This window comes from Sphingobacterium gobiense, from assembly GCF_002980575.1.
Classification (GTDB): domain Bacteria; phylum Bacteroidota; class Bacteroidia; order Sphingobacteriales; family Sphingobacteriaceae; genus Sphingobacterium; species Sphingobacterium gobiense.
The window spans coordinates 1,149,644-1,172,046 of sequence record NZ_PVBS01000002.1 but is presented as its reverse complement, the minus strand read 5'-3'; the positions used below and the strand labels follow the sequence as shown (position 1 = coordinate 1,172,046).

At 40.5% G+C, this 22,403-nt stretch carries 16 protein-coding genes; 2 read left to right on the top strand and 14 right to left on the bottom strand.

Annotated features, from left to right (window positions below; genetic code table 11):
• Window positions 1-6: 6 nt before the first annotated feature.
• Both C5749_RS13665 and C5749_RS13660 read right to left on the bottom strand, forming a co-directional pair.
• Window positions 7-714 carry a response regulator transcription factor gene (locus C5749_RS13665; RefSeq protein ID WP_105716583.1) on the bottom strand — a complete coding sequence of 236 codons (708 nt, stop codon included), beginning with the start codon at window positions 712-714 and terminating at the stop codon, window positions 7-9.
• The gene (locus C5749_RS13660) at window positions 704-1,582 is read right to left on the bottom strand and encodes a sensor histidine kinase (protein ID WP_105726709.1); all 879 of its coding nucleotides are present in this window, start codon (window positions 1,580-1,582) and stop codon (window positions 704-706) included. Before C5749_RS13660 ends, C5749_RS13665 begins: the two co-directional genes overlap by 11 nt.
• Window positions 1,583-1,682: 100 nt before the next feature.
• On the opposite strand from C5749_RS13660, the gene C5749_RS13655 reads away from it, so the two are divergent.
• Complete coding sequence (locus C5749_RS13655) at window positions 1,683-2,384, top strand: YjjG family noncanonical pyrimidine nucleotidase (RefSeq protein ID WP_105726708.1); 702 nt, start codon at window positions 1,683-1,685, stop codon at window positions 2,382-2,384.
• 38 nt (window positions 2,385-2,422) lie between these two features.
• Here the strand turns inward: C5749_RS13655 and C5749_RS13650 are convergent, their stop codons facing one another.
• The 3 genes from C5749_RS13650 to C5749_RS13640 all read right to left on the bottom strand — a co-directional run bounded on the left by C5749_RS13650 (window position 2,423) and on the right by C5749_RS13640 (window position 6,508).
• A complete protein-coding gene (locus C5749_RS13650; RefSeq protein ID WP_105726707.1) occupies window positions 2,423-3,238 on the bottom strand; it encodes a 3-keto-disaccharide hydrolase in 816 nt (271 codons plus the stop codon).
• Window positions 3,239-3,290: 52 nt separating this feature from the next.
• Entirely contained in the window at window positions 3,291-5,789 is a 2,499-nt protein-coding gene (locus C5749_RS13645; protein ID WP_105726706.1) for a TonB-dependent receptor, read from the bottom strand.
• A 437-nt stretch (window positions 5,790-6,226) separates the two neighbouring features.
• Window positions 6,227-6,508 (bottom strand): ATP-dependent Clp protease adaptor ClpS, encoded by a 282-nt coding sequence (locus C5749_RS13640; RefSeq protein ID WP_105726705.1) that lies wholly within the window; start codon window positions 6,506-6,508, stop codon window positions 6,227-6,229.
• A 590-nt stretch (window positions 6,509-7,098) separates the two neighbouring features.
• On the opposite strand from C5749_RS13640, the gene C5749_RS13635 reads away from it, so the two are divergent.
• Window positions 7,099-8,145 (top strand): 3-oxoacyl-ACP synthase III family protein, encoded by a 1,047-nt coding sequence (locus C5749_RS13635; protein ID WP_105726704.1) that lies wholly within the window; start codon window positions 7,099-7,101, stop codon window positions 8,143-8,145.
• A gap of 20 nt (window positions 8,146-8,165) precedes the next feature.
• Here C5749_RS13635 and C5749_RS13630 read toward each other — a convergent pair whose 3' ends face one another.
• From C5749_RS13630 to thrA, 9 genes are all read right to left on the bottom strand, one after another.
• Window positions 8,166-8,825 carry a sterol desaturase family protein gene (locus tag C5749_RS13630; protein ID WP_245893781.1) on the bottom strand — a complete coding sequence of 220 codons (660 nt, stop codon included), beginning with the start codon at window positions 8,823-8,825 and terminating at the stop codon, window positions 8,166-8,168.
• A gap of 173 nt (window positions 8,826-8,998) precedes the next feature.
• The gene (locus C5749_RS13625; RefSeq protein ID WP_105726703.1) at window positions 8,999-10,183 is read right to left on the bottom strand and encodes a class I SAM-dependent rRNA methyltransferase; all 1,185 of its coding nucleotides are present in this window, start codon (window positions 10,181-10,183) and stop codon (window positions 8,999-9,001) included.
• A 116-nt stretch (window positions 10,184-10,299) separates the two neighbouring features.
• Window positions 10,300-11,898, bottom strand: coding sequence for a RagB/SusD family nutrient uptake outer membrane protein (locus C5749_RS13620; RefSeq protein ID WP_105726702.1), 1,599 nt, complete (start codon window positions 11,896-11,898; stop codon window positions 10,300-10,302).
• 19 nt (window positions 11,899-11,917) lie between these two features.
• On the bottom strand, window positions 11,918-15,070 hold the full coding sequence (locus tag C5749_RS13615; RefSeq protein ID WP_105727055.1) for a SusC/RagA family TonB-linked outer membrane protein: 3,153 nt from the start codon (window positions 15,068-15,070) through the stop codon (window positions 11,918-11,920).
• A 195-nt stretch (window positions 15,071-15,265) separates the two neighbouring features.
• On the bottom strand, window positions 15,266-16,378 hold the full coding sequence (locus C5749_RS13610; protein ID WP_105726701.1) for a FecR family protein: 1,113 nt from the start codon (window positions 16,376-16,378) through the stop codon (window positions 15,266-15,268).
• 178 nt (window positions 16,379-16,556) lie between these two features.
• Window positions 16,557-17,189: an RNA polymerase sigma factor gene (locus C5749_RS13605; RefSeq protein WP_105726700.1), complete on the bottom strand. Its 633-nt coding sequence runs from the start codon at window positions 17,187-17,189 to the stop codon at window positions 16,557-16,559.
• A gap of 212 nt (window positions 17,190-17,401) precedes the next feature.
• Window positions 17,402-18,709 (bottom strand): threonine synthase, encoded by a 1,308-nt coding sequence (gene thrC, locus C5749_RS13600; protein ID WP_105727054.1) that lies wholly within the window; start codon window positions 18,707-18,709, stop codon window positions 17,402-17,404.
• Window positions 18,710-18,725: 16 nt separating this feature from the next.
• Window positions 18,726-19,703 (bottom strand): homoserine kinase, encoded by a 978-nt coding sequence (locus C5749_RS13595; protein ID WP_105727053.1) that lies wholly within the window; start codon window positions 19,701-19,703, stop codon window positions 18,726-18,728.
• A gap of 28 nt (window positions 19,704-19,731) precedes the next feature.
• On the bottom strand, window positions 19,732-22,179 hold the full coding sequence (gene thrA / locus C5749_RS13590; RefSeq protein ID WP_105726699.1) for a bifunctional aspartate kinase/homoserine dehydrogenase I: 2,448 nt from the start codon (window positions 22,177-22,179) through the stop codon (window positions 19,732-19,734).
• Window positions 22,180-22,403 lie beyond the last annotated feature (224 nt).

Below are 22,403 nucleotides of genomic sequence, written 5' to 3'. Positions count from 1 at the left end.
TATATACTATGCTGGTGTATCTGTAAACTTATACCCTACACCACGAATCGAATGAAAATACACGGGGTGCTTTTGGTCGGGTTCAAAATATTTACGGAATGTCAAAATAAAATTATCAATCGTACGCGTTGACGGATAAACATCGTAATTCCATACGGTCTCTAGTATCTGTTCCCGAGAAACCGCTTCATTTTTCCGTTCAATCAACAGCTTTAGCAGCATCGTTTCTTTCTTCGTCAATGAGGTTACCGTTCCGTCTGCATGATGAAGCTCATAGGAGTTGAAATAGACCGTTTTATCACCGATGGTGTACGAATTAAATTCTTTTAAATCGTCTGATTTAAGCCCTCTGCGAATTAAATTACCGACACGAAGAATAAGCTCTTCTAAATTAAACGGCTTTACTAGATAATCGTCTGCACCTTTTTTTAAGCCTGTAATACGATCTTCACTACTATTCTTAGCAGTTAAAAACATGATGGGCACCTCCGTGTTCTGTAAACGGACAGTTTCGGCGACCTGAAAACCATCGATTTCAGGAATCATGACATCCAGAATTATCAGATTAAAACGTTCTTCTTTGAATATCTTCAATGCTTTCTTTCCATCTGTCGCTGTCGTAACGCGATAGCCTTCTAATTCTAAATTCAATTTGATAGCTTCCAACAAGTGCTCCTCGTCTTCCACCAATAGTATACGTTGCTTAGTTTGCATAATTTTCAAATGTTACTTCAAAAATACTCCCAGATGGAGTGTTATCTTTTACCTTAATAGAGGCGTTGTGTTTTTGCAATACCGTTTTCACTATATACAACCCTAAACCCGTGCCTTTGGTTTTACGCGTGGACTCATTGCCTATTCGGTAAAACTTATTGAATATGTTTCTTTTCTCCTCTTCCGGTATCCCTTGTCCGTGATCTGCTACCGAAAAAACAATTTTTTGGTTCTCTCTTTCTTTTAGCTGCACTTCTACGTTCGCACATGGAGGTGAATATTTTATCGCATTTTCTATTAAATTATTCACTACATTGGTGATGGCAAACTTATCCGCGTGGATTATTACGCCTTGGTCCAAATCGGGTTTTATGATCTGTGAGCTACAAGCGTTCTTTTGCAATCTGTCTACTACATTATCCACCAATTCCGTAAAATTGAAGTTTTCTTTTGGAAAAACGAAACTTCGGTTCTCCAATTTTGTCGTCAACAATACATTTTCGACGAGGTCGTCCAGCCGTTCGATATCCTTTAACGAATTGGAAAGAAAAACTTTCTGTTGCTCTCTATCTAAGTCACGCTTTAGAATGGTCTGTATATACAACTTCACCGACGCCAAAGGCGATTTCAGTTCATGCGTTACCGCTAACAAAAAATTTTGTTGCTGTTGCTGTTGTTTATGCTCGCGACTAAAGAGTTTTTTTAGCCTCATTGCTCCCCAGATAAAAATCAACAGAAAGAAAAGACCTTCTCCGATAATCATTCCCTTACGTTCCGGTTCATAATTAACGAGGAGATATCCCCACCAAAGCAATTGGGTAATGGCGTAAAAAACCAAAAAGTAAAACAATACGAGCGCTCTCTTCATCCAATAAATTAATGTCACGCAAAAATAACCATTTGTTAACCTCAAAGGAAATAGTAGATGGATTATGACAATAGGTTAAGAAAGGTGTTATCTTTGTAGTATGTTTTTCCATAAAAAAGATATTTTCTTCGATTTAGACCATACCATTTGGGATTTTGATAAGAATGCACAAGAAACACTACACGAGCTTTACTACAAATACCGTTTTGATAAGTTGATCGGAAAGAGTGATTCCGACCTTTTTATTGAAACTTATACTGTTAACAATCATCGTCTTTGGGGACTTTATCACCATGGTAAAATTGATAAACCGACTTTGCGTCGGTTACGGTTTGCCGATACGTTTACCCAACTAGGCGTCGAACCTGAATTATTTCCAGCGGCATTTGAAGAAGAGTATTTAAACATCTGCCCTACCAAGACGAATCTCTTTCCAAACGCGATTGAAACGTTGACCTATCTACAGCGTAAATATAGACTGCATGTAATATCGAATGGCTTCAAAGAAGCCTGTGAAAAGAAGTTAGAGCACAGTAAACTGAAATCTTATTTTAAAACCATTGTTATTTCGGAATTATTTGGCATAAATAAACCCGATCGAAGAATCTTTGAGCATGCTTTACAAAATGGAGAAGCCGAGTGGAAAACATCTATCATGATTGGGGATAATCTTGATGCCGATGTTCGAGGTGCGCAAAACGCAGGGATGGACGCTATCTTCTTTAATGCAGTTGGTCTTGAGCAACCGAAAGATGTACGCCATATGATTCGGGATTTAGGCGAATTGCAATTGGTTTTTTAACAGTAAAGACGCCGGCGAGCGCCTTTACTGTTAAAATTTTACAATACCTTCACGGTAATATTCTTCAGCCACACATCATCGCCATGGTCCTGAAATCCAATAACACCCGATTTGGATTCTCCACCGACGTTATTCAGTAATTCGAATGCCAACGGCCATTTTTCCTGACTGAACTTACTAGCTTGTAACAAGGTTGTCCACTCCGGTGTCCGTATAGTATATTCGACCACTTTTTTATCATTTTGATAGTGGATTACTTTCCCATTGTTTACAACGATCTTCGCTTTGTTCCATTCGCCCGCCGGTTTGCCGTTCTGTGGTTTCGCTGGAATCATATCATAAAGAGAACCCGATTTTCGATTGCCATTAACTCCCTGTTTAGCATCAGGGTGATTTTCATTATCCAACAATTGATACTCTGGGCTGGATACATATATCGGTTGTCCTTCTACTTCTTTCGCTAAGAAAAATACGCCGGAATTACCTGCGTGGGAAATCTTCCATTCAAACTCCAATTCAAAATTTTCAAAATCATACGCAAAAATAATGTCTCCACCATCTTCTTTAGTTAACCCCGGTCCTTTGTTGGAAAATTTCAACGTACCGTCTTCAATCACCCATTTTGCGGGAACTTTTTCTTTGTTGTATCCCCGCCAGCCTGTTAACGACGTTCCGTTAAATAGTACATACGCCCCATCCCCATTCTTCGGAAATTTGTTAATATCAACTTTCGGAAGGTTATTTAGCTCATACGGCGGAACCTTATTGCCAACAGCCGTGACGTTTTGTGCTTGGCAAATAGTGGAGGACAATAAGACGACCACCCCTATCATATACATAAATCTTCTCTTCATTTTATAAGATATCTTTTAGTTTTCCCCTAAAGGTAGAAAAATATATGAATTTTTAAAAGCCTCCTTCCATGCCCTCATCCATACCATTCTCTCCTCCACGATCCTCTCGCTTTTTGGTTAAATCCTGGATACCAAAACGGTAAGTGAAGGATAGGGAAAACATTCTACGCATCCATCGGTTTTCCATTTGAATGAACTGCGTCGGTAGGTTATTCTCCATCCGGAATCTACGTGTATTGAATACATCCCGCACATTAAACATCACACTTCCTTTCCCCGAAAGCACATCCTGACGTACTGCCAAGTCAAGTCCTGCCATAGATCGCATCCGGCCTTGAACCCATTTTCTGGGAGCGCGGTAGAAACCTCGGGCTTGCAGGGTGGTAGATTTTGTAAACTTCACATTGGTATTGATGTTACCATTCCAGCTGAAGTTTTCGACGTCACCGGTATTGAATTCCGCATAAGGCATTGTTTTGTCATAAAACAAGTTAACGTTAGCCGTTGCATCCCACCATTGCAGAAAGTTCACTTTTGATATCAGCTCCAGTCCCATCGCGTCCTGCTTCGATACATTTTCCCACCGTCTAAACGTTACGTTACTTCTATCACCGACAATATCGGCTATTTCTTCGGGATCTATTAAAAACGGGCTCATCATATCGCTTGATCGGCGATAGTATGCGGAACTAATGAAATTCCATTTGTCGTAAAACTTAGCAAAGCTCAATTCAAAGGAATGTATATCCTCTGGTAATAGGTTCGGATTACCTTGCCGGTAATTCATTTCATCGCTCACATTGACGAATGGGTTCACTTGCCATCCACCCGGCCGTTGTACACGTCGCGTATAAGAAAGCTGTACTTTATCGCCGGAGTTGCCCACTTCGTATGATAAGAAGGCACTGGGATAAAGGCGGAAAAAATCCTGATTTCCGTCATTTGTTCTTTCATCTTCCGGGGCATCCGGATCCAAATTATAGTAAGTGGACCTTAAATAGGTTTGCTCTCCGCGAAATCCCACCTGCACACCCAGTTTCTCTGTCAGTTTACGTTGATAATTCACATACAATGCGTGCACGCTATTGGTCAAATCAAAATCATTACTGACACTATAGTCTGGCATAAATTGATTCGTCACAGTATCCAATACGTTCGACCATTGGGAATCTTCACTGTTACGCACCATGGTACGGTAACCCGCCTCAAATTTGTGGTCTTCAGCAAATGGCAAGACATAATCCATTTGAAAATTCCAATTCTTTCCAGCTTCACTCGTCACATTCCGGCGCTCGAAAGGGGCACGTCCGTTGTCAAACCTTTGATAAAAATCGTTCGTCCCGTCTTCCGTATCATTTCCGTAGGTGATATTGGCGGTAATCTCCTCGCCCTCCCTTTTGAGCTCTTGCTTAAAATCAAATGTGATATCTACACCCAAGTCTTCTTCATATTGTTGCGAAACCCGAGAAGCGCGCTCTCCTAGTTCCGGAAGATTAAAATACTGGTAATTGATGTCCGAACGTCTATCATTGTCCCGAATACTTACATTCGCTCCCAAGCTAAGGGTGGTTTTGGGTGCAGCATACCAATCGGTTCCAAATCGCAGGGTATGATTTTTTCCTTTCCGGTTATTGTCACTCGTACTAATCGTTCGCGCACTATTTTCCTGAATCACGCCATCGATAAGCTCTGTGTTATCATTAAAGCCGTCGCCCGGGCGAACTCTATTCGCGTAGTTATATCCACCAAAGAAATTAAACTTACGATCTCTGTAATTCAGGTCGATTCCAGCATTGTAATTATCATAAGAGCCTCCCGATGCCGTCACACTGCCATTCAGCCCCGTTCTCACGTTCTTTTTTAACACGATATTGACAATACCTGATTGGCCCGCCGCATCATATTTTGCAGATGGGTTGGTAATAAGTTCAACCTTGTCAATACTGTTTGCAGGCAACGATTGCAGCAATGCATTTATATCAGACCCGGCCATAGCCGACTCTCTACCATCAATCAAAATTTTCACACTGCTAGAGCCTCGGAGGGAAACATTCCCGTCAGCATCTACATCTAGCGTTGGAACATTTTCCAGTAAATCACTGGCTGAACCTCCCACACTGACTAAACTTTGGGAAACATCGAAAACTTTTTTATCGATCCCCAAGCGCATCTCCGGCACCCGTCCTTCGACAACAACCTCTTCAATCAACTTTCCATCATCCATCATGGACACCCCCGCTAGTTTTAATGGTTGTTGGCTCGCTACGCTTACATTTTCAATAAGAACATTTTCTTTTCCAACATAGGTTATCCGAATCATGTATGTTCCAAAATCAACGTCAGAAAACACGAGTTTTCCCTCGATGTCACTTTGCGCACCCTGAACATAACTTTGATTGGATTGTTGAAGAAGAGAGGCGCTAGCACCGATAATAGGCTCGCTGGTTTCCTCATCAATAACAATGGTTTCTATCTTCCCCTGTTGTGCGAAAAGAAAGAGGGGACAAAAAATAATAAAAAAAATAAGCTTCAAGTTCCTAGTGAATATCATGTGAATAAATGTCCTTTTCACAAAAAAACAAAATAAAAGCTGCTATCGTTCTATCGTAACTGCATTATTACGATGTCATTTTTCTTTTTTTCCCGTAGAAAAAGAAACAAAAAACCTCGTCTCTTCGGATATTTGAGAGGAGGGGATCGTACTAAAAATGAGTTTCTACAAATCTCAAAAATCCCGATGCGACAATTAAAGTTAAGGAGAGATCCTACAATGGTGTAGAGAAACGTGATTGATATATAGTTGCCAAGGCTTCTCATGTTAAGGAGACGGCACCAGCTGCAAGCTCGCGCCGGCATGTGTAGCTTAAAGCGGATCAATATTGCTTCGCTACAAAGCGGACTAAAACGGCCTCATATTGTTTTGCGGCCATTTTTATCAAGAAAAAGGGGTTGAAGGAAGGTTTTTCGCAGGAAAAGAACACAAAAAAATTATTCTACGGAAACAGTCAACCCTTCGGATTTTAAGATCTTCCGGTACACTTCCATCTCTGTCAAAGAACCCTCGAGCACAGCGCACTTGCCTTTCGTATGGACTTTCCACGCTATTTGCTCAGCTTGTTCTTCTGAATATTGTAAGTGCTTCATTAGGCAATTAATGACATGGTCGAAAGTATTAATCTCATCGTTCCACAGAATCAGACGGTTTGAAGACTGGACAACTGCTAATATCTCTTCAAGCGTAAACGCTTCTTGTTCTGTTTCTACACTCATATCGCAAAAATAATTAATATTTTAAAGTTATGAAAGGGTTGTTTATCATCGACATCGCATGCCCTGCACCTAACAATTATCATGCTAATAATCAGCATGGTCAACACTAGTATACATCCAGATGTCTACACATCACATTAACGTTATTTTATATTATTGAAACGTTAGTTTATCTCTAAACAACGTTACTAAAGACTATTTTAACGTTTGTTTATATAAAAACATCGGTTATTTAAAGAAATAAAACGTTATTATTAAATATAAATGTGTTAATATTATATATGCTAACGTTTATATTTTATTTTTTAACGTTATTATAAAATATAAATCTGTTATTATATCTTAATTCAACGTTAAGTATAAATAATACAACGTTATTATTTCATATAATAACGTTTGTTTAATTGATAATTACGTTATTATAATTTATATTGACGTCAGTATATACGATCAAAACCGTTTCTTTGGAGTCAATTTCAGATGTTTTTTTGGTATAATATGACATCATCCCCTAAGCACGAAACGTGCTTAATCATTTAAATGCTTAAAATTTGTAGATTTACACACTAATCATCAGGAAAGGAAGTAAGATGTTTCAATCGAAAATTGCCGGCATAGGATATTACGTGCCAAAAAATGTATACACAAACGATGATCTTACCCGGTTTATGGATACCAGTGATGAATGGATCCAAGAGCGGACAGGCATTAAGGAGCGACGCTACGCTGACCGTATAGGAGAAACGACGACGACAATGGGTATCGAAGCAGCTAGAATTGCGATCGAGCGGGCAAATACAACAGTAGAAGACATTGACTTCGTGATATTTGCAACACTATCCCCCGATTATTATTTTCCGGGTTGTGGGGTGTTATTACAGCGTGAAATGGGGATGGGAGAAATCGGTGCACTTGATATTAGAAATCAATGTTCAGGCTTCGTATACGCACTCTCTATTGCAGACCAGTTCATCAAAACCGGTATGTACAAGAACATCCTGGTTGTTGGTTCTGAAAAGCATTCTTTTGCCTTGGATTATTCCACCCGCGGACGTGCTGTTTCGGTTATCTTTGGCGATGGTGCCGGAGCCGTCGTGATGCAACCGACTACCGAAGCCGGAAAAGGTATCCTCAGCACCCATTTACACTCGGATGGCGCCGAAGCTGAAAAGCTCGCCATGTATTATCCTGGAACGTCCGGAGGAATATGGTTGGACAAACAGCCAGATTGGTCTGAGCAGGAACTTGGAGGTATGTTATTTACAAAAGAAATGTTAGAAGATGGCTCTGCATTTCCATATATGGATGGACAAGCCGTATTCAAAAAAGCCGTGGTTAAATTTCCGGAAGTTATACAAGAAGCATTGGCAAAAAATAATCTCCAATCGACCGCCATTGATTTACTTATCCCTCATCAAGCCAACCTCCGGATTGCACAATTTGTGCAGAAGACGTTGGGATTGGGTGACGATCAGGTTTTTAACAATATTCAAAAATATGGCAACACGACCGCAGCTTCTGTTCCTATTGCATTATGCGAAGCGTGGGAAGAGGGAAAGATCAAGGACGGTGATTTAATCTGTTTAGCTGCCTTTGGTGCCGGATTTACTTGGGGGGCTGCATTGATACGGTGGTAAATAAATGAAAAAGAAGCTGATTAGTCAGCTTCTTTTTCATTTATAGTGTTTTTCTCCTTCTTTTTCCTGAAACCGGAATCGAATATAACATCCCATATCGCGGAACTCACTCCGAATCCACGCTCCGGATCAGCATAGTGATGGAGCATATGGTGATCTTTTACTTTCTTGAACAATCCCGATTTAAAATTAGCATGATGCATGGCATAGTGACATTCGTCGTAAATAAGGTAGCCCAATAGAAATCCAGCGAAAAAAGCGGCTAATATAAATTCCGGTAAAAATAGACTGAAAATAAAATAAATAATAGCAGCTAGGGGGATACTCGCTGATAACGGCATGACTAAACGTAACCGATCTTTTGGGTAGTCGTGATGTACACCATGAAAAATAAAATGTATACGTTTACCCCAATTAGACGTTGGTTCGTAATGAAATACCCAACGGTGTAAAATATATTCTGCCAATGTCCAAAAAGCCAAACCAGCAAAAAAATACAAAGCGATATTTCCCATAGACATTTCACCTTTTGTGTAGGCTTTATAAATAAAATAACCTATGACTGGAATCCAAAATATCAACGGAACACTGTAATGTATTTTAGTCAAGGATTCCAAAAAATTATTCTTAAACATCCGAACGGATTCGGTTCCGTTTGATACATATAACTTCTTTGCCATAATACGCAATTTTTATGAACTTTTGTCTTTCAAAACCGGAAATAAATCTCCATTTTGGTCCAACCGTCAGACAGGGTTTTCCAGTATAGTAATACAAAACTACCAAGTATTAGACTCTTATCAAAGCTTTACTTTTTGAACATTTTCATATTTTTGTCAAATACGCGTTCTTCCTATACTATCCGCACCAGCAATCCCTTTAAATATTCGCCTTCTGGAAATGATGCTCGAATTGGATGATCTTCCGGTTGATTAAATTGTCGAATAAATTGGATTTCCTTTCCGGCATCCAACGCAGCCCAGGCAATAACTTGTTTAAACGTATCGATATCCATTGCGCCAGAACAAGAAAAAGTAGCCAAGACTCCACCACTTTCTAATAAAAGCAGTGCGCGTCTATTCAAATCTTTATACGCCCTAGCTGCCTTATCCAAAGCCGAACGGGATGGAGCATACTTTGGAGGGTCTAAGATAATAACATCAAACTTCTCCCCCTCTTCTCTCAATTGGCGAAGATATTTATTGACATCAGCCTGAACGGCTGTATGCGTAATAGGATTAAAACCATTTAATACGATATTCCTATGCAGTGTCTCTATAGCCAAAGCTGAGCTATCAACAGAGACAATAGAAGATGCTCCTGCTTTAGCAGCATTTAGTGTAAACCCTCCGGAGTAACAGAAACAGTCTAGCACACGTTTATCTTTAACGTACTGTGCTGTCAACGAGCGATTATCCCGTTGATCACAATAAAAGCCGGACTTTTGCCCTTCGACAATGTTTATCTGGTAACGAATACCATTTTCGATCACCTCGACAAATTCGGATGGCATCTCCCCGTACAACAATCCATTCGCGTCTGCTAATCCTTCGTGTTGGCGGGCATTTAGATCGCTTCGCTCATAAATCCCTTTAGGCTGTAAAAGCTGTACCAATTCTTCAACGATGATGGTCTTTACGGCTTCGATACCCGAAGAATGTATCTGTACCGACAAGAACTCACCATATTTATCGACAATAAGCCCCGGTAAAAAGTCAGCTTCCGCGAAAATCAGTCGTACCGTATCGTTCTGATCCGTTAATAAAGGCGTTCGCAGTTCTACAGCACGTTGTATGCGGCTGCGCCACCATCCATCGTCTATAGGATGCTGCTGGTTCCATTCCAATAGGCGGACAGCTACCCGCGAATGGGCATTGTAAACACCATAGGCTATAAATTCCTTATCTATATTAAAAACCTTAACAACGGTACCATTTGCAGGTGTCCCCTCTACGCTTTTTATTGCGCCAGAAAAAATCCAAGGGTGTAATTGCCAAGCTGCTTTTTCTTTGTTTTTATGCAGTATAATTTTGTTCATACCTGCAAAAGTATGGGTTAAGTAGCCAAAAAAAATCAGAATAGCGATATTTTATTTTTTAATACATAAAAAAACGGGTGAAAGTTTCTTTCACCCGTTTGGCTTTTTAACCAAGATTAATAACCTGGGTTTTGTACCAATTCCGGTTCGATTTTTAATTGCAGCTCATGATGCGGCCACAAATAATTATGTGGTGCGAACGTCCTATTTTCGATATGTAGCGTTTGCTTTTGATTCCCCACCATTCTGGTATGTCCTAATGCCGGTTTATTCAATACATCTTCCGCAATTTTCCATCGGAGAATGTCGTCATACCGCATTCCTTCTCCAGCAAACTCCGTACGGCGTTCGTTACGGATCAATTCAATCCATTGTTGCTGTGTATAAGCGCTGTATACTGGTAACGTCACATCCGCATAGTTCATATCTAGGCCGGCTCTTCTTCGGATCTGATTAATACAGTCTTTTGCTAATGCATTGATATCGTTCTGCATAATCTTTGCCTCGGCGTAAGTTAACAACACCTCTGCGTAGCGGGTGATGCCAAAGACCAAATTACCATTACGAAAAGCGTCTTCTTCGGGTACAAACTTCCGGTACCAATATCCCGATTTGCTGGCTCTCAGATTTTGGTAGTACATCGGGCTTTGTGTGTTATAAATATCAATTTCCTCCCCGTAAAAAATATCTCCATGCCCCATAATGCTCGCCTGGAAACGTGGGTCTCTGTTCAACTTGGGATCCAGTTCATATTCCTCTTTCGTATGCAACGGACAATTGCTTATAGGGCGTCCTTGTAACGTCCAATAAGCATCTACCAATGCTTTGGTCGGAACGCTATAAGACTGACCGTTCCCTGTACGGAAATGTGGGCCTAAATCCCTGAAAGAGTACGTAACATTGGTACCGACGGCCTCTAAGTTGTGATGCTGGATAAATTCTTTGTTTGAGGATGCTCCCGCATATTGAAATAAATCGCCATAATTCGGATAAAGCTCATATTGTCCGCTATCCATCACTTCTTGTGCTAATCGGGCCGCAAGTTCATATCGTCCATGGTACAGAGCATAACGCATCACGAGTGTTTTAAACGATTCTTTATTGAAAAAGAATTTATCTGTAGAATATTCGCCGGACGGCAATCGGTTTGCAATGCTTTCCGACATTTCAAACAGTCTGCCCAACACCTCCTGTTTAGGCAACGGCTTTTGTTTGGCCTCTTCTATCGTTGCCGGCTCCAGCAGAAAAGGAATGTCACCCCAACGTGTTGTAGCTTCAAAATAGTGCCAAACCCGTAGACCTTCCAAGATGGCTTTATACTTCTCGCGAATGGCTTCATCTTCCACATAAGGTGCATCGATAGTAGCAATATAATTATTGATCCGCCCGATATGTTTAAAATGTAGTGTATAATAATACTCAAATGCGCGGGTGTTAGCATTGATATTTCCGTTGGCAATCCGTAGATGGTGGTCGGTCTCAACACGTGCATAAGCGTCATCGGATCGCCCATCTTTCATATAGAATAGCAACCTACGATCGCTCCGCGGCGTAAAAAAGTCTAAATAGGAACTGTATGCGACACGCCGTAGATCTGCTTCGGTATTAAAAAACTCTTCAAAGGTAGTGGCTGTAGGATCCCGCTTGTCCAAAAAGCTTTCACAGCCACTTAACGTTACCGAGAGCAAAATCAAATATATATATATATTTTTCATTGTTTCGTTATTTTGTGGATTACAATATTGTTGCCTTAATACCTATGCTATAGGTCGCCATACGCGGATAACCTCCGTTGCCTGCGTAGCCGTCTTCACGCTCTGGCTCCAATCCTTCCCATTTGGTAAAAGTGAAGGCGTCTTGTGCATTTAGATACACGCGTACGTTACGGATAGACTTACCTACATTCCGAATCGTATAACCGAGTTGTAGGGTCTTTATTCGGAAATAAGAAGCATTTCCTAACCAAACATCGCTTAGGTTGGCATTTGGTGTAGCACCGGTCCAGACGCGGGGGAAACGACTATATGGGTTATCTGGTGTCCAACGGTTATCCATATAATATTGCCGTGGTGTTCCCATACTATTTTCCGTACCGTCCATTATTACTGGATACGCTTCTAATCCTTTAATCCGTTGTGTACGGCGTCCCACACCTTGTCCCAGCAAGCTAAAATCCCAGTTCTTATAGCGTAAGTCTACGTTTATCGCATAGTTCATGTGTGGGAAAGGATCACCCAAATTTACCCGATCTTGCTCGTTAATAATTCCGTCACCGTTTTGATCTACGTAGCGGATATCGCCGACACGCGTATTGGGCAGCTTGGCTCCTTGAGCATTTAATTCGTCTTCATTTTGGTAGTAACCATTACTTTGATATCCATAATAATTGTCCAATGCTATTCCGCGGTACCAGATTTTGTCCTCATTACCTTTAAAAACTAGCGTATCGGCTGTCGTATACCCTGCTTTTAAAACCCTGTTCACGTTATCAAATAGCATTCCGCCAACACTATAAGATAAATCGTCTATTTTATCATTCCATCTCGCTGACAGTTCCCAGCCTTTATTTTCCACCTCTCCAATATTCAATGCTGACTCCAAATTATTAGAACCTGTTAATGGGGGTACGGGAAAACTATCGTAAATTAGATCGTAAGAGTGTTTATGGTAAAGCTCCGCTGTAACGCTCAATCGATTTTTAAGTGCCATTAAATCCATCCCGATGTTCCACTGCTTTTGTTTTTCCCAGCTGAATTCCGGGTTCGGTACTCGCATGGTCCACCCCCAATTATTCACCACTTCCTGCCACAGATAGGGAGCCACGTTCTCATTACCTATCAAACCATATGAGAAACGGAATTTCAAGTTGTTAATAGCGCCATTTTCTCTTAATCTCTGAAAGAATCTTTCACTATGTACATTCCAAGCTAAAGCAGCCGACGGGAAGAATCCCCAACGGTGGCCAGGAGCGAATTTACTGCTACCGTCAGATCTAGCTGTCACCTCTAGCAGATAACGCTCGTCAAATGCATAATTTAGTTTCCCGAAAAACGAGGCCTTATTGATCTCTCGATAATCAGTATAAATATGCGACATGGTCTCCGTTCCCGCGATCAGATAAATCTTGTCCCGGTCGTTAAACAGAGATTCATGATAATTTATATTGGCGCGAGCTGTTAATTGGCTGGAACTGACAGCTTGCTCCGCCTCTACCACGTTCCCCCAAACTAAAGCAGGCTTACCGTCTTCGTCATAAAAGCGATACGTCAATCGCTCTTGTTTCCATGCGGACTTATTGATTAGATAAGATACATTTCCGTCGATGGAAAAATTCTCGGTAATAAAATAACGTGGTCTTAGATTGATGGTGCTACGGTCGTGAACGTTATTCCGTATGCCCCCGTGATAAATGGATGCCACCGGATTGATGTTGTTATGCAGCGCATAATGATTTGGTCTGTCGGTATCATAAAAAATAGATTGCGTAGGGTTCATTTTCCAAGCATCTTGATATAGACCATGGCCGTTCGTATTTGCCATCAACCGATCCACTTGCAAGCGATGTGCATAAAAATCAGCTAGCAATACAAACTTATCAGCCATATTGATATTCGTGTTGAAACGCGCGCTGTATTTATCGGAACCTTCGACTTCATTAAGTCCGTTGTCCGTAATATATCCCAACATCAAATTAAATGATCCTACACCACCTCCACCAGAAATATTAGCAGTCGTATTATGCGAATAGGGCGTACGTTCTTTAATAGCACCCAACCAATCTACCGAAGGCGTTTCACCTGATTCAGCTCTTGCGATGTCCTCATCCGAAAAAAGTAGCGTTTGTCCTTGCATGCCACGAGCTTCGTTGTTCAAACGCATATAATCAGCAGCGTTGACAAAATCTGGTTTGTCAATTTGTGAACTAACTCCAGTCCACGAATGTAAATCGACTTTAAATTGCCCTGTCTGACCACGGTGCGTTTCAATAATAATAACACCGTTGGCACCTCTCGAGCCATAAAGCGAAGCGGACGCCGCATCTTTCAACACAGACATACTCTTGACTTGGTTGGGATCGATATCTGTTAACGATTGCTCCATCCCATCAACGATAACCAATGGAGCTTGGCTTTGAAGCGTACTCACGCCGCGGATAGAGATACTACCAGGGACAGCTCCTGGCATATTGCTGCCTTGTAACATCGTAACTCCCGGTACCGTACCGCTAAATGCTTCTTCTAGTTTAAAAATAGGTCGATTGGTTACCCTGTCCATGTCTACTTCTGATACCGAAGAGGCTACGTGCCTTCGCTCAATTTCGCTATATCCTGTCACCACTACTTCTTCTATATCTCGCGTATCCGAACGTAGCACTACGTCAATACGGTTTCGGTTCTGGGTGTTTTCTTCCACTTCTTGATATCCCATCATACTGAACATCAATGTAACCTCACCGTTTATGGTAATCTGGTAGCGTCCTGCATCATCTGTAACGGTACCCACTGTAGACCCTTTAATCAATACATTTGCAGCCGCGATGGGATTACCATTTTCATCCCGCACAGTACCGGAAACAACTCGTTGCTGTACTTCTCTTTTCGGCAAAACAGTAATTTGGTTACCTGTAATGGTGTAGTCTAAATTTTCAGCATTTAACGTCTTTTTCAATAAACGTTGCAAATTTTCATTTTTAACAGTTATACTGATCTTTTTATCGGCAACTAATTTATCTCTATACAGAAATACGTATTCGCTTTGCCCTTCGATTTCCTCGAATAAATCGATCAATTTACCGTTTCTGATATCAACACTGACATTTTGCGAATAGGTATCGGCATGCACTGCCATCATTCCTAAGCACAAGAAAAGCGCTGTTAACTTTATCATGCGGATTGCTTTTTGGTATAGACTTTTATGCCTTTCTCTGACAAAAAAGGTTTGCCTATTGTAAAGAAACTTCATAGATTTACAATCGTAATAAATTAATATCTTGTTAATTAATACATGCATAAATAGGTAGATGTAGCCGCATCTGCCTATTTTTTTCCGTCAACTGTCTTCGTCGACCAATCAACATTAGTTTTATCTTTTATTGATAATGATCCTCCTTTCTTGTTTTTGAAGTTGATATTCAAGTGGATTATATAGTGTTGTCAGTAAACTCGTTAAAGGCTGTGTTAAATCTAACCTCCCCGAAAAGGTTTCATTAGACCCAGACGTAGATTCTACTGTAATATCCGTATTATAAACACGCTCCAGTCTCGCAGTAATCTCTGCCAAAGGGGTATTTTTCAAAATAAGTTGTTTCTGTCTCCATGAGATATGATCTTCAACAGTTTCGTTAGAAATAGATAAACGTTTACTGTCCTTGCGCAATACGGCAGCAGTTCCTGGTTTTAGGACCTTAGGCTCGAACAATGTTTCCCCTACTCCCTGTAATTCTATCTCTCCACTAAGCAACACCGTTGATGCAAACGGATCGTCTTTATAAGAACTAATATTAAATGTTGTTCCCAAAACTTTGACTACCATATTTGCCGTATGAACGTAGAAAGGACGTTCGAGTTCCCCTTCTACATCAAAATAACCTTCACCTTCCAAGTATACTCGTCTTTCAGCGGTTTCAAATATGGTTGGAAACGTCAATTGCGATCCCGCGTTCAACCACACTTTTGAATTATCTGGCAATATGACCTCAATACGTTTCCCGTAAGGCACGGTAACTGTATTGAACGTAGGCGCTTTCTTTTGCCTATTTTCATTCGCTTCACTAGAACGCAAATCGATAATTTGCCCATCAGAGACAAGCATCTGTTGACCGTTACCTTGCCGTATAGATACCTCTTCTTCCTCCGTTATCAAATTTTGGCTATTTGTAGCATTATACAATAAAGATTTATATGATCTATCATTATCTTGCCTATTCCAAAAAAAGAATGATAAGATAATAAAGGCGCAAGCAACCGCACTATATTTTAAGACTCTGATTTGACGGTTTCGTTTGCTGACTTTTTTTGTTGTTTCTTCTATGCGCATCCATAATGCTATATAAGCGTCAGACGACAATTTATGGGATCTCGTCGATTGCAATATGTTTAAAATACGATTTCCCAACTTTCTAATGTCGACCGCCTCTTTATCGAGATCCTCACGGGGTGAGTCGCCACTTAGAATGTCCTCTACTTTACGTCCCATATATTGATTAACGCTTTTTGGGATTTATAAATAATTCCGTCTTTCATCTATATAGATAGAGAGCCGAATTATCTTTTTATAGACAGGAATTTTGAAAAAAAAGAAAAAAATTAGAAGCAAATCGGAAATCAACGTAAAAAAGCAAAAGCTTAAATACACGGAACAGAAAACACGTTGACTAACTGAGGATGGCGCGACTTGTAATAGGTTGATCGTTAATTTCCCGGACCGGGAGAAATGCAATGAATAATAATTGAGAAATTTTATTATTTTCCATCCGTAGACGCAAATCCTTTATAGCCCTATATATAAGCGTACGACAAGATGCAATAGAAATATCCATAATCTGGGCAACCTGTTCATAGGACATTTCACAGGTAAAACGCAAATAAAGAGCCTCTTTTTGACGGTATGGCAATTTCTCCATTTCAGCACGTAGTTTCGTTAATACCTCGTTTTCTTTATCGTCGGATAACGTAATATAGTCTTCGGTTTCCAATCCCAGTCGAAAACGATAGTTTTCGGCAAAAATAGAACGGTCTATACTTCTTCTCTTACTTTCTACCACTTTTCGGCGAAGAGAACCAAACAGATAAGCTTTTACATTCACGTGGGGATTCAATCTGGAACGATACCGATGTAAATCAACGAACAAATCATGTATGCTATCCTTTACTATTTCCTCGTCCGCACAATATCGAATTGCATAAGAAAAAAGCGCATTGACATATAGGTCATATAAGCTTCTGAATGCCTCTTGATCTCCCTGAATAAAACGTTGCCAATATTCTATGTGCGAATAATTCGTCATATCTAACTTAAACGTCGGACTCGATAACGAACCATTGGAACATCATAATCCGATCGATTGCTATATTGCGTTTACAATATAGCAATCTTTCTGCCATCTACCCAAATTAATTTGCGCACAAATATCCTTAGCTTTTTGTTAAATTAAGGTTATCTTTTTAAAATACAACAAGCACATTAATAGTAGAACGGTTGCTTTTAATCCTTTTATAGTTAATTATTAACCAACAAATAGGATTTAAAAATTTCGTAATCCACGGGTATTTCTGTTACAAGTTTCTCCTTACCGGCCAACTCTTCTGCCCCTTTAGGCAGCCCAATTTTGGAAAATATCTCTTCGGAAATAGCATCTGGAAATTTGCATGGGTGAGCCGTCGATAAAAACACGGAAGCATATGTTCCCGAATAATCTTGACGATATTGATTACAAGCGAGATAGGCGATAGCCGTATGCGGACAAGCAATATATTGATACTTATCATAGAGTTCTTCCATAGCTTTTACTGTCTGCTCGTCGTCATAAGTATAAGATGAAATCATGTCACGAAGTTCTTCTAGGCTGTTGTGAAACATATCCTGTATTCGCACCCAGTTGCTCGGATTACCTACATCCATGGCATTTGCCAAAGTCTGCACTGATGGCTTTGGATCATAGGTTCCCGATTGTAGGAAACGTGGAACAGTATCGTTAACATTTGTTCCCGCTACAAAATGCTTTACAGGCAACCCCATTTTATAGGCCAGTAGACCAGCTCCAATATTACCGAAATTGCCGCTAGGCACCGTAAAGACTACTTCGGATATGCCTTGGGATTTTAACTGTGCATAAGCCCAAAAATAATAGAATGTTTGCGGTATCAATCGTGCAATATTAATGGAATTAGCAGAAGTCAATCTCAGCACGTTATTAAGCTCAGCATCATTAAATGCCGTTTTCACCAGTGCCTGACAATCGTCAAACGTACCGTCAACCTCTAATGCACGTATATTTTTCCCGTTCGTCGTCAACTGTTCTTCCTGCACTTTAGACACCTTGCCTTTGGGATAAAGTATGGTTACACGTGTACCTTCGACGCCTAAAAACCCTGATGCGACAGCTCCACCGGTATCTCCGGAGGTAGCAACTAAAACATCTAACAATTGATCTCCTTGCTTAGAGAAATAACCCATAACACGACTCATAAACCGCGCGCCAAAATCCTTGAAGGCGTACGACGGTCCGTGAAACAATTCTAATACGGCTGTTTCTGCATCCAAAAACCGAACGGGAGCATCAAAATTAATCGCATCGGCAATTATAGACTTTAAATCACTATTCGGAATATCGTCGCCAATTAAGGTATGTGCTACCTCAAAGGCAATCTCCTGCAAAGAATATTGTTGGATATTACGAATAAAAGCTGCGTCTAAAGATGGAATAACCGACGGCATATATAGGCCTTTGTCTGCAGGCAATGAATTGAAAACGGCTTCTTGAAAAGAAACCCGAAGGTTCTTATTATTTGTACTATATAATTTCATTTTTTTAATGTTATTGCTATAAAATCTTTGGTCCATCAATATTGACAGGGGATACATATTTAAGACTGTCAATCTCGCAATCTGTTAAATGTTGCTGAATTAAATTCGCGGCATTTTCGGCGATTTCTTTTCCTCGAGAAACAGCTACCACAGACGGGCCCGATCCTGAAATACCAAAACTTAGGGCCCCAGCATTTAATGCAATTTGCTTCATTACGTAAAACTCGGGAATCAGAATAGCACGAGTAGGCTCGATAAGTACGTCGTGCATACTTCTGCTAATCAGTCCGTAATCGCTTTCATAAAGTCCTGCGATTAATCCAGCGATATTGCCCCACTGCGTCACTGCATCTTTCAAAAGAACTTTTTCCTTGATAAGTTGCCGAGCATCCCGCGTAGGCACATCGACCTTCGGAAAAACAATTCCTGCATATAGCTCTTCGGGTACCGGTAATTTAATCACGTCCAATGGATGGTGCCCGCGAATTAACGTAATCCCCCCCATTAGTGCCGGTGCAACGTTATCCGCATGTCCATGACCACAAGCAAGGCGCTCGCCTTCCACGCAAAATGGCAACAATTCTTCCTTGGTCAACGGGTTTCCCAAAAGACTATTGATGGCAAATAATCCAGCTACGGTACTGGCGGAACTCGACCCTAAGCCACTGCCGATGGGCATATGCTTAATGAGTTCTATCTCCACACCAATCTCTCTTGAAATCCCCAAATGTTCCAATAACATTTTAACGCAAGCGCTTACCGTATTTTTATCTGCGTCCAAAGGCAACCTACCCTCATCTCCGGTAATCGAGCGAATACGTACACCAGGCGCCGTTACACGGTGCATAAGGACTTCATCCCCTGGATAATCTACCGCGAATCCCAATATATCAAATCCGCATATCATATTGGCTACGGTGGCAGGCGCAAACACACGTACGGTATCCATGATTTTATCGAAATCTACTGCTTTAGCTGTTTTATTCTGATTCATTATATATAACTTATCACTCATGTTTCGATTATGCACCTACATTAACCAGATCGGCAAATACGCCTGCAGCAGTTACTTCTGCTCCCGCTCCAGGACCTTTTACGACCAACGGACGTTCTTTATAGCGTTCTGTCGTAAAAGAAATAATATTATCACTTCCCGACAATGTGTAGAAGGGATGGTTTCCATCGACCATTTCCAAAGCAATGGACACTTTACCATCTTCCAACTTACCAATGTACCGGATTACTTTCTTCTGACTTTCTGCTTCTTCTTTTAGTGCATTGAAGTATTGGTCAGCTTTGAGTAGCGCAGCATAGAAATCGTCTACAGATGTTGCTTCCAAACAGGCTTGAGGAAGGATAGCGCCGAGGTCAACGTCAGATGGTTCAATTACATGTCCTGCATCCCGTGCCAAAATCAACATTTTCCGCATGAAGTCGATTCCTCCCAAATCATCACGGGGATCAGGCTCCGTGTAACCCAATTCCTGAGCGCGTTTCACGACTTCGTAGAACGAAGCGTCTCCTGTAAAGTTATTGAATATATAAGAAATAGTTCCCGAAAGAATCGCTTCGATCCTTACGATACGATCACCACTCAACATCAAGTCCTTCAATACCCTAACAATAGGTAAACCTGCGCCAACATTGGTTTCATAGAAAAAGTCTACGCCATATTTACGTGCTGTATCATGGAGTGCCTTGTACTGCTTATATTCGCCGGAATTTGCTATTTTATTACAGGTGACAACCGAAATATTGGATTTAAATATATCGATATAATAAGTGGATGGAAGCGGACTGGCTGTATTATCAATAAAAACACAGTTAGGTAGGTTCATTGCTTTCATCCGTTCTACAAAGTTAGACAAATCGGCCACTTCTCCTTCTCCTTCCAATTTCGTACGCCAATCGGTTAAATCGACACCTTCCGCATCAAATAGCATTTTCCGAGAATTAGAAATGCCAGCAATTTTTATTTCCAGATCATTATTCTCTACCAAAAAATCATATTGTTCATGGATCTGATTAAATAACGTGGCGCCGATATTACCCGTACCCACACTGAATACATATAAGGTCTTCTTTAATTCCGAGAAAAATGCGTCATGTACGGTATTCAACGCTTTGGCCATGTTTTCCTTCTCAATAATAACGGATATATTGAGCTCTGAAGAGCCTTGCGCGATGGCACGTACATTGATACCATTTCTTCCCAATGCATGGAACAAGCGACCCGACATACCCGGTGTACGTTTCATATTTTCGCCAACAATGGCCAATACCGAAAGCTCATTTTCTACCGTGGGCAAAATCAGTTTATTTGCATCCAATTCCAGTTCGAATTCGGTCTTAATAAGCTGTACAGCTTTCATTGCATCGTTAGGATGAACGGCAAAAGTAATACTATGTTCCGAAGATGATTGGGTGATCAGCACTACATTTATTTGCTCTCTCGCCAACAACGTAAATAAACGACCACTAAATCCGGATTTTCCGATCATTCCGCTGCCAGAAACATTGATAACAGAAATATCAGCAATAGATGAAATCCCTTTAATCGGATAGACAGATTTTCCGCTTTCAAACTGAATAACGGTACCTGGAAATTCCGGCTCAAACGTATTTCTGATTACAATTGGAATTTTCTTCAAAAAAGCCGGAATCATCGTGGGCGGATATATTACTTTCGCTCCAAAGTAAGAAAGTTCCATTGCCTCGTTATACGATAAGGTTGGTTGCGAAAATGCTTTCTTTACGATACGAGGATCAGCCGTAAGCATACCATTGACATCGGTCCATATCTCGATGGCGGTAGCCCGCAATACCGATCCGAAAATTGCGGCCGTATAATCGGATCCTCCTCTTCCCAACGTTGTAACGCGACCGTCTTCATTCGAACCTATAAAACCAGTAACAAACAGAAGTTTATTAGCGTGCGTATGTGTAAGAGACTGAATAAGTTGATTCGTAATTTCCTCATTAACGTGTGCATGTCCAAAATTGGAATCCGTTTTTATATAATGAGACGCATCTAGAAACGCTGTTTGCTCAATGTATTGCTCCATTACTTTAGCAACCATGTAATTCGACAATCGTTCACCGAAAGAAACAATCAAATCTTTACTTTGTAAGCTCAGCTCCCGAAGTGCACTAACACCTTGCAGAATTTCCTCTAATTCATTGAGCATCAACTTCAATCTCGTAAAAACCGGATTTTGATATTTTACCGCGATGAGTTTTTTCACCACTTCAAAATGACGCTCTTCCAACAATTTCAAATCGTCATCAAAAGAAATATGCTCGGCTGCATTTTCTGCCATTCTTGTGAGTAAGTTCGTTACGCCAGCCATCGCTGACAATACGACCAAAGGCTTTTCTCCTTCGTCGTAAGACTTCTTAACAATGCCTAATACAGCCTTTACACTTTCCACATTGCCAACTGATGTCCCTCCAAACTTTAATACTTTCATTTCAGTTTATTTATAATTTAAAATAATGTATATACTAACCAAAAAAGCCTTCCCATTTGGAGGAAGGCTCTATATTTTATGTACACTTTCTTATACAATAGAATTACTTCCTCCGATGAATACTGTCGGTGGTAATAATAATCGTTGTAATAATCACGTGTAAACTTTCCATATTTTTGAAAAACGATCTAAATATACGAGTTTTTATTTGAATACATCAAATA

Bases quoted from the DNA above. Each gene is read 5' to 3' on its own strand.
- C5749_RS13665 (WP_105716583.1), bottom strand. From the start codon at position 714: ATGCAAACTAAGCAACGTATACTATTGGTGGAAGACGAGGAGCACTTG.
- C5749_RS13660 (WP_105726709.1), bottom strand. From the start codon at position 1,582: ATGAAGAGAGCGCTCGTATTGTTTTACTTTTTGGTTTTTTACGCCATT.
- C5749_RS13655 (WP_105726708.1), top strand. From the start codon at position 1,683: ATGTTTTTCCATAAAAAAGATATTTTCTTCGATTTAGACCATACCATT.
- C5749_RS13650 (WP_105726707.1), bottom strand. From the start codon at position 3,238: ATGAAGAGAAGATTTATGTATATGATAGGGGTGGTCGTCTTATTGTCC.
- C5749_RS13645 (WP_105726706.1), bottom strand. From the start codon at position 5,789: ATGATATTCACTAGGAACTTGAAGCTTATTTTTTTTATTATTTTTTGT.
- C5749_RS13640 (WP_105726705.1), bottom strand. From the start codon at position 6,508: ATGAGTGTAGAAACAGAACAAGAAGCGTTTACGCTTGAAGAGATATTA.
- C5749_RS13635 (WP_105726704.1), top strand. From the start codon at position 7,099: ATGTTTCAATCGAAAATTGCCGGCATAGGATATTACGTGCCAAAAAAT.
- C5749_RS13630 (WP_245893781.1), bottom strand. From the start codon at position 8,825: ATGGCAAAGAAGTTATATGTATCAAACGGAACCGAATCCGTTCGGATG.
- C5749_RS13625 (WP_105726703.1), bottom strand. From the start codon at position 10,183: ATGAACAAAATTATACTGCATAAAAACAAAGAAAAAGCAGCTTGGCAA.
- C5749_RS13620 (WP_105726702.1), bottom strand. From the start codon at position 11,898: ATGAAAAATATATATATATATTTGATTTTGCTCTCGGTAACGTTAAGT.
- C5749_RS13615 (WP_105727055.1), bottom strand. From the start codon at position 15,070: ATGATAAAGTTAACAGCGCTTTTCTTGTGCTTAGGAATGATGGCAGTG.
- C5749_RS13610 (WP_105726701.1), bottom strand. From the start codon at position 16,378: ATGGGACGTAAAGTAGAGGACATTCTAAGTGGCGACTCACCCCGTGAG.
- C5749_RS13605 (WP_105726700.1), bottom strand. From the start codon at position 17,189: ATGACGAATTATTCGCACATAGAATATTGGCAACGTTTTATTCAGGGA.
- thrC (WP_105727054.1), bottom strand. From the start codon at position 18,709: ATGAAATTATATAGTACAAATAATAAGAACCTTCGGGTTTCTTTTCAA.
- C5749_RS13595 (WP_105727053.1), bottom strand. From the start codon at position 19,703: ATGAATCAGAATAAAACAGCTAAAGCAGTAGATTTCGATAAAATCATG.
- thrA (WP_105726699.1), bottom strand. From the start codon at position 22,179: ATGAAAGTATTAAAGTTTGGAGGGACATCAGTTGGCAATGTGGAAAGT.